General features: G+C 67.3%; 6 protein-coding genes and 1 pseudogene. 5 read left to right on the forward strand and 2 right to left on the reverse strand.

What is annotated here, in order from left to right:
* Positions 1–822 (forward strand): annotated as a pseudogene (locus GJ631_RS17960) (DNA mismatch repair protein MutL); the annotation flags it as partial.
* A 27-nt stretch (positions 823–849) separates the two neighbouring features.
* The gene (locus tag GJ631_RS17965) at positions 850–1,779 is read left to right on the forward strand and encodes a PfkB family carbohydrate kinase (protein ID WP_156710471.1); all 930 of its coding nucleotides are present in this window, start codon (positions 850–852) and stop codon (positions 1,777–1,779) included.
* On the opposite strand, the gene GJ631_RS17970 is transcribed toward GJ631_RS17965, so the two are convergent.
* Together GJ631_RS17970 and GJ631_RS17975 are read right to left on the reverse strand one after the other, a co-directional pair.
* Positions 1,700–3,268, reverse strand: coding sequence for an MATE family efflux transporter (locus GJ631_RS17970; RefSeq protein WP_370518733.1), 1,569 nt, complete (start codon positions 3,266–3,268; stop codon positions 1,700–1,702). The genes GJ631_RS17965 and GJ631_RS17970 overlap by 80 nt on opposite strands.
* Entirely contained in the window at positions 3,265–3,852 is a 588-nt protein-coding gene (locus GJ631_RS17975) for a TetR/AcrR family transcriptional regulator (protein ID WP_156710472.1), read from the reverse strand. Before GJ631_RS17975 ends, GJ631_RS17970 begins: the two co-directional genes overlap by 4 nt.
* 145 nt (positions 3,853–3,997) lie before the next feature.
* On the opposite strand from GJ631_RS17975, the gene GJ631_RS17980 reads away from it, so the two are divergent.
* The 3 genes from GJ631_RS17980 to GJ631_RS17990 form a co-directional block, all read left to right on the forward strand.
* Positions 3,998–5,194 (forward strand): hypothetical protein, encoded by a 1,197-nt coding sequence (locus GJ631_RS17980; protein ID WP_156710473.1) that lies wholly within the window; start codon positions 3,998–4,000, stop codon positions 5,192–5,194.
* Between the two features lie 63 nt (positions 5,195–5,257).
* Positions 5,258–6,475 carry a hypothetical protein gene (locus tag GJ631_RS17985; RefSeq protein WP_156710474.1) on the forward strand — a complete coding sequence of 406 codons (1,218 nt, stop codon included), beginning with the start codon at positions 5,258–5,260 and terminating at the stop codon, positions 6,473–6,475.
* A 61-nt stretch (positions 6,476–6,536) separates the two neighbouring features.
* The coding region (locus tag GJ631_RS17990) for a carboxypeptidase-like regulatory domain-containing protein (RefSeq protein WP_156710475.1) at positions 6,537–7,704 on the forward strand (1,168 nt) is incomplete at its 3' end.

A 7,704-nucleotide genomic window follows, 5' to 3' on the forward strand; every position in this document is an offset into this window, starting at 1 on the left:
TCGCGTGGAGACGATGTGGACGACGACAACGACAGTCGGCCGACACCCGCTTGGGCCGGACCCGATTCGACAGATAGCGAGGCGTCGACTGCGGACTCGGCGAACGACGGGAGCACCGCCGATACGGTCGACCGCCGGTTCCGCGACCGACCCACTCAGCGGACTTTCGACGGCGAGGAGACGCGGGGAGCGCCCGAGACGTTCGACCGACTCCCGTCGCTGTCGGTGCTGGGGCAGTTCGACGACACCTACCTCGTCTGTGAGAGCGCCGACGGCCTGCTGTTGGTCGACCAACACGCCGCCGACGAGCGGGTGAACTACGAGCGGTTGCGCGAGCGCTTCGCCGGCGACGTGACGACCCAGACGCTCGCCGACCCGGTCGAGTTGGCGGTCACCGCCCGGGAGGCGGCGCTTCTCGACGACCACAGCGAGGCGCTCGCCCGACTTGGGTTCCGGGTCCGTCGGGCCGACGACCGAACCGTCACGGTGACGACGGTGCCCGCGCTCCTCGCGGAGGAACTCGGGGCCGAGGCGGCCGAACTGGCCCGCGATTTGCTGGGCGAGTTCGTCGAGGGCGACCCGACGGGAACCGTCGAGGCCGTCGTCGACGACCTGCTGGGCGATTTGGCGTGTCACCCCTCCATCAAGGGCAACACCTCGCTTCGGGAGGGGACGGTCGCGGAGTTGCTCGCGGCCCTCGACGACTGTGAGAACCCCTACGCGTGCCCGCACGGCCGGCCGACGATTATCGAACTCCCGCGCGAGGAAATCGAGAACCGCTTCGAGCGGGACTACCCGGGCCACGGCGGCCGCCGGGACTGATTTGTATTCGGGCCGTGTGGCCCGACCATGGAACTCGTCACGCTGGGTGCGGCCGCGTTGGAACTCGCGCCGCCGGGGAGCGAACGGCTGGAAACGGCCCAAACGCTCGACGTGGGCGTCACCGGGCCGGAGTGCAACGCCGCGGCGGCGGCGGGTCGAGTCGGCGCGGAACCGGTGTGGCTCTCGCGGCTTCCGGCGGGACCGCTCGGCGCCCGCGTCGAGGGCGAACTCCGGGGCCACGGCGTCGAAGTCGTCGCCGACACCGTCGCGGGTCGACAGGGACTGACGTTCTTCGAGCGCGGTCGAACGCCGCGTCCGGACGCCCGCATCGACGACCTCGGGAACGCGGTCGTCGAGGGACTGACGATGGATTCGATTCCGACCGACCGCGTGAAGGCCGCCGACACCGCCTACGTCACTGCGGCGACGCCGCGGGCGTCGACGGGGCTGGCCGGTGCGACCGCGAAGTTCCTCAAGACCGCAAGCGAAGCGGGCGCGAGGACGGCACTCGGCGTGTTGGACACTAGAGGATGGAGCGACCTCGACTCCGCACGGGAGACCCTCGAGGGGCTGTTGCCCGCCGTCGACGTGCTGGTCGGTACCGCCGACGCCGTCGAGGCCGTCTTCGACCGCGGTGGCGAACCCTCGAAAGTGACCCATGCGCTGGCGTCGTCCCACGACCTCGAGACGGTGGCGCTGTGTCGGACATCCGACGCTGCAGTGTGGCACGACTCCACGGTTCACGGCTTCGAACGCCCCGAGGTCGATTCGGTCGACGCGACCGGCGCCGTCGACGCCTTCGCCGGCGCCTTCCTCGCCGGTCTCGACGGTGGAGTCAAGGCTGCATTGCGACGGGGTGTCGCCGCCGACGCGCTCGTCAGGACGACGCCCGAGGCGCTGCCGACGTTCTCCAGCGACGAGGTCGAGGCCGTCGCGGAGACGCTCGACCGAACCTGATAGTCAGTCGTCGGCGACTTCCAGCCCGCCGGGGGGCGTCCACGTCGTCGGGGTCGACGACGCTGTCGGTCCAGGTCCCGCGGAGGAACCACGCGCCGGTGGTCAGCGCCGAGGCCACGAAGGAGATGGCGACGGCGTACCAGACGCCGACGACGCCCCACCCGAAGGCCGTCAGGAAGACGAAGGAAAGCGGGATACGGAACAGCCACAACTCCTGGACGGAGAGCAACATCGCCGCCCGGGTCGACCCAGACCCCCGGAACCCGCCCAACACGACCTGAAACACCCCGAGGAAGACGTAGGCGGGGCCGGCGATGCGGATGTAGGCGGCGCCGTACTCGATGACGGTTCCCGCGGCGGCGTCGCCGGGTGGGAGGAAGACTCCGGTTATCGCCTCGGCGAAGGGGTAGGCGGCCGCGACGACGACGAAGAAGGCCCCGGCGACGGTCGCACTCGCGAGGAAGACGGCCCGCTTCGCGCGGTCGGTGTGGCCAGCGCCGAGGTTCTGGCCGACGACGGTTTCGGTACCGCGGGCGAAGCCGAGCGCCGGCAGGAACAGCAGCGACGCGAGGCGGTTGACGATGCCGTAAGCGGCGACGGCGTCGTCGCCGGCGAGCGCGATGATGGCGGTCATCGCGGCGATGCCGCCCGAGCGGAGTCCCTGTTCCGCGCCGATGGGGGCACCGACGTCGAGGATTTTTCGAACCGTCTCCCGCCGGAGCAGGAAGTCCGAAAGCTCCGGCGAGAGTCCTACGTCGCCGAACAGAAGCAGGTACAGCCCGATTACCGCCGGGAAGAAGCGGGCGACGACGGTGGCGATAGCCGCGCCCTTGACGCCGTAGCCCTCGAAGCCGGTCAGTGCGAACAGCGTCGTCTGGAGGGACTCGGTGCCAGTCCACGCGAACATCGGGTTGTCGACGAACCCCAAGACGAGAAACGGGTCCAACGCGACGTTGAGCGCGACGCTGCCGGCCATGAGGTACAGTGGCGTCCTCGTGTCGCCCCACCCGCGCATGAGCGCGTCGAAGATGAAGAACCAGAACATGAAGATGACGCCGAGGAAGACGACTCTGGTGTAGTCGGTGGCGTAAGTGTGGGCGGCGGTGCCGGGCGTCGCACCGACGATAGCGAGCAGATACGGCGCTGCGAGATAGCCGACCGCGGCGAAGAGTATCGCGACGACAGAGACGAACGAGACGGTCTGTCCGGCGACGTGGTGTGACTGTCGGAAGTCGCCCGACCCCTTGTGTTGGGAGACGAGGACGGTTCCGGCGACGGTGAGGCCGCCGCCGACGCTGACCATCAGGAAGACGATGGCCCACGCGTACGACAGCGCGGCGACGGCGTCGGCGCCCAACTGGCCGACCCAGAAGGTGTCGGCGAGGTTGTAGCCGACCTGCAGGACCTGTGCGGCGACGATGGGGGCCGAGAGGACGACGAGCGGCTTGAACAGCTCGCCGTCGGTGACGTTGACCGACCGGTCTCTCACTCGACCACCAGCCAGCCATCGACGAGGTCCTCGACGAGCGAATCGTGGACGGCCTCGATGGCGTCGTCGTCGCCCAGCGTGACCCACCGAATCCGTCCGCCCTGAATCGCCGCGAGCACGTGGGCGGCGGTCCGGCGGGCGTCGACCTCGCGGAACGTACCGCTCTCGATGCCACGCTCGATGACTGCAGTCACGGTCGCGTGTACCTGTGCGTCGTTTTCGGCCAACTGCGCCCGGAAGGCGTCGTTGTGCGGCGCCTGCGCTCGGAGTTCCAACAGCGCGGTGTGGAACGCCCGGTGGTCGGCGCGGGTGCGGTCGTCGCCGAAGCAGAACAGCTCGACCAAATCGACGAGTTGCTCGCGGGGGTCCTCGTCGGACGGCGAGACGCGCTCTTCGAACTTCTCGATGAGGTGTGCCAGAAGCGCGACCAGCAGGTCTTCCTTCGTGTCGAAGTGATAGTGTAACAGCGACTTGCTGCAGTCGCACTCGTCGGCGATGTCCTGCATCGTCAGCGAGGCGTACCCGTGCTCACAGAGGGCTCGATAGGTCGCCTCCATGATTCGGTCACGCGTCTCTTCAACCATTATTGACTGACTAGTCAGTCAGACACTTTAATGGTTGCGGCTCACGCCCGCAAAACCTCCTGTTCGGCCCGCAGCGGCCGTGGTAATATGACCCACAAGCGGCCACGAAATTTATGTCACTGTCTCAACACCCAACAAGTTGCCAATGAAATTCAGAGCAACACTACTGTCGGCGCTGTTGGTCGTCTCCCTCGTGGGGGCGGCCGCCGCGCCCGCAGCAGCGACCCAGAGCGGCGAGGCCTACAGCGGGACCCACGTCGAGTTCCAGACGCAGAACAGCGCGGTGACTGGCTATGCGGTAAACGACGCGGTCATCGTCGAGAACGTGAGCGTCCAGTCCTCGGAAGAGGCGCGCAGTCAGGCCGGCATCGGTGCCGACGCTGGACTGTCGACGGCGACGGAGTTCAGCGGTGCGGGGCTCCAACTCGCCTCCCAGACGAGCCTGAGCGCGACGGTCAGCGTCGAGAGCGGTGCCGAGATGCAGGCCCACGACAACTCCCGGGGTATCTTCCAGGTTCGCGCGAACGACGGCGCCCAGATGGTCCACGCCAACCTCAGTAGCGACTCCGAAGCCGAATCCGAGAGCGACGAGCGGGTCGTCGTGACGAAAGAGGACGGCAGCCAGGGGACGTTCATCGTCGTCGGCGACGGTGAAGTCGTCGTCAACGAGGAGGGCAACGTCACGGCCGAAGTCGAGGAGGGCAGCCAACTCGTCTACCGGCAGTACGACGACGGCGAGCGCTCCGAGGACGACGAACAGAAAGAGCAGATGATTCAGAACGGTACTGCGACTGCCGAGGTGTTCGTCGAGTCCGCCGCCGAGAGCGGCCAAGACAGCGCTGACGACGGCGAGGACAGCGCCGAGGACGGCTCCGACGAGGGTGAGGAGGCCGCCGCGAGCGTCGTCGAGTACGGCCAGGACACCACCGTCGAAGTCCAGAGCCGCAGCGAGAACACCATCAACATGACCGCCGAGCGCTCCCAGAGCGAAGGGAAGGTCGTCCTCGCGACGATTTCCAATGAGGCCTTCTCGAACGCCGAGGACGTCGAGGTGTTTGTCGACGGTGAGGCGGCCGCACAGGCCGACTCCTACAGTGAAGTCGAGCAGGCCGCACAGGGCGGCGACAACTCGGCGTACTACGTCTCCCAGTCCTCGAGCGCCGAGGCGTCGACCGACGTCGCAATCGGTGTCAATCACTTCTCCGAGCGTGACGTGTCGATGCAGAGCGACGGCGGAAGCGGCGACGACGGCGGGATGACCGGCGGCGACGGTGCCGGCTTCGGCGTCTTCGCCGCCGTGGCCGCCCTCGGTGCGGCCCTGCTGGCGACCCGCCGACTGTAACGCGGCGTCGAAACGTATCGTTCGGCCAAGAAGTTTATTTTTACGCGGTGATTTCCGTCTGACATGCGACACAGAGCAGTGCTGCTGTCGGCGCTTTTGGTCGTCTCCCTCGTGGGGGCGGCCGCCGCGCCCGCAGCGGCACAGTCCACCGACGCGGAAGGCGAAGCGTACGCTGGAAGCCACGTCCAGTTCAACACGACCGGTAGCGCCGTCTCGAACTACGCGGTCGGCGATGCGGTCATCGTCGAGAACGTGAGCGTCCAGTCCTCGGAAGAGGCGCGTAGTCAGGCCGGTATCGGCCTCGACGTGGGGCTCTCGGCTGCGACTTCGATTGCCGGTTCGGCCGTCGAGAGCCGAACCGAGGCCGACGCCAGCGTCCGCCTCGGCTTCGAGAGCGGCGCGGCGATGCAGGCCCACGACAACGCCCGCGGTATCTTCCAAGTGCGGGCCAACGACAGCGCCCAGATGGTGCAGGCGAACCTCTCGAGCGACTCCGAAGCCGAATCCGAGAGCGACGAGCGGGTCGTCGTGACGAAGGGTGACGGCAGCCAGGGGACGTTCATCGTCGTCGGCGACGGTGAAGTCGTCGTCAACGAAGACGGCAACGTCACGGCCGAAGTCGAGGAGGGCAGCCAACTCGTCTATCGACAGTACGACGACGGCGAACGCTCCGAGAACGACCGCCAACAAGAGCAGATGATTCAGAACGGCACCGCAACCGCCGAGGTGTACGTCCAAGAGTCGGCAGAGACCGGTGAGGACGCCGGTGCGGCTACCACGAGCGTCGTCGAGTACGGTCAAGACACCGCTATCGAGGTCCAAAGCCAGAGCCGCGAGGAGGTCAACATGACCGTCGAGCGCACCCAGAGTCAGGGGAAGGTCGTGTTGACGAGCGTCTCCGAGTCCGCCTTCGACAACGCCGAGGACATCGAGGTGTACGTCGACGGAGAGGCGGCCGCACAGGCCGACTCCTACAGTGCGGTCGAGCAGTCCGCGATGGAGGGCGACGAACCGCGCTACTACGTCACCCAGTCCTCGAGCGCCGAAGCGACGACGAACGTCGCCATCGGTATCGACCACTTCTCCGAACGCGCGGTGTCGATGCAGAGCGCCCAGGAGGACACATCCACGGCGACTGAATCGGACGCTGCAACCGAAACAGACAGCGCCGACGGAAGCGACACCGCGACCGAGGAAACCAGCGGTGACGGCGCTGGCTTCGGCGCCCTCGCGGCCCTTGCGGCACTGGGGTCCGCGCTGGTCGCCGCCCGCCGGCTCTAACCTCTTAGTTCGCTTTCAATTTAGCCGGCGAAACTAAGTGCGGACCTGCTGTTGTAACTGTATGCGAAATACGTTACGTGTTCTCATCGCACTGTCGATGGTCGGGTGGCTCCTCGCCGGTGCGGTCGGCGGGGCGGCCGCACAATCGGAGTCGCAGGTAACGCTCACCGTCTCGGTCGTCGACCAAGACGACACCTCCATCGGCGATGCGACCATCACTGCGAGTTGGGAGGGCGGCGAACGGACCGCTACCACCGCGAGCAACGGGCGAGCGTTCGTCGACGTTCCCGAGGGTGAAACCGTCGAACTCGACGCCGAACACGAGGAGTACGTCCGGAACCACCCGCTCGTCATCGATGAGGCGACCGAGCGTGACGTGACGCTTCGGGTCTCCGAGAAGGGCAACGCGACGGTGACGGTGACCGACGCCAGCGACCAGGCGCTTCAGGACACACGCGTCGAGTTCCGACGCGACGGCCGAACCGCCGCCGAGGGCTGGACCGACGAGGACGGCACGTTCTCGACGGACATCATCGAACAGGGCGAGTACAGCATCGCCGTCGTCAAGCCCGGCTACTACCGCGAGACGAGCACCGAGGACGTCGGCGTCGACACGCCGGTGTCGTTCTCCCTGGAGCGTGGCAGCGTCAACTTCGAGGTGAGCGTCGTCGACGACCACTTCGAAGAGCCACAGGAACTCGACGACGTTCGGGTCTCGGTCAAGGCCGAGAACTTCGAGGCGAGCGTCCGGAGTTCCGGCGGCACCGCCTCGCTGTCGGTGCCCGTCAACACCCGATACAACGTGACGGTGAGCAAGGAGGGCTACGTCTCCTCCTCGCGCTCCCTCCGGGTGACCGAAGGCGCCCGCGAAATCGAGATGGCGACCCAGCGAGTACCGACGCTCACCGTCGAACCGCAGAACACCCGTGTCGTGGTCGGCGAGACGACCCGCGTTCGCGTCCTCAATGCCTACGGCGAACCCGTCGAAGGGGCGACCCTCCAGCGGAACAACGAGACCGTCGGCGAAACGGACGCCAACGGCGAACTCGTCGTGACAATCGATTCGGCGGGCGAACAGGAACTCGTCGCGACGAACGGCAGCGTCGCGTCCGACCCCGTCGTCGTCGAGGGCGTCGACCCCGACGCGACGGAGACGCCGGGGGCCGCGACGGCGACGCCGACGGCCACTGAGGGCTCCGGGGCCGGGCTTCGGTGTCGGCGTCGGCGTC

This window comes from Natronomonas sp. CBA1123 (genome assembly GCF_009741925.1).
In the GTDB taxonomy this organism is placed as follows: domain Archaea; phylum Halobacteriota; class Halobacteria; order Halobacteriales; family Haloarculaceae; genus Natronomonas.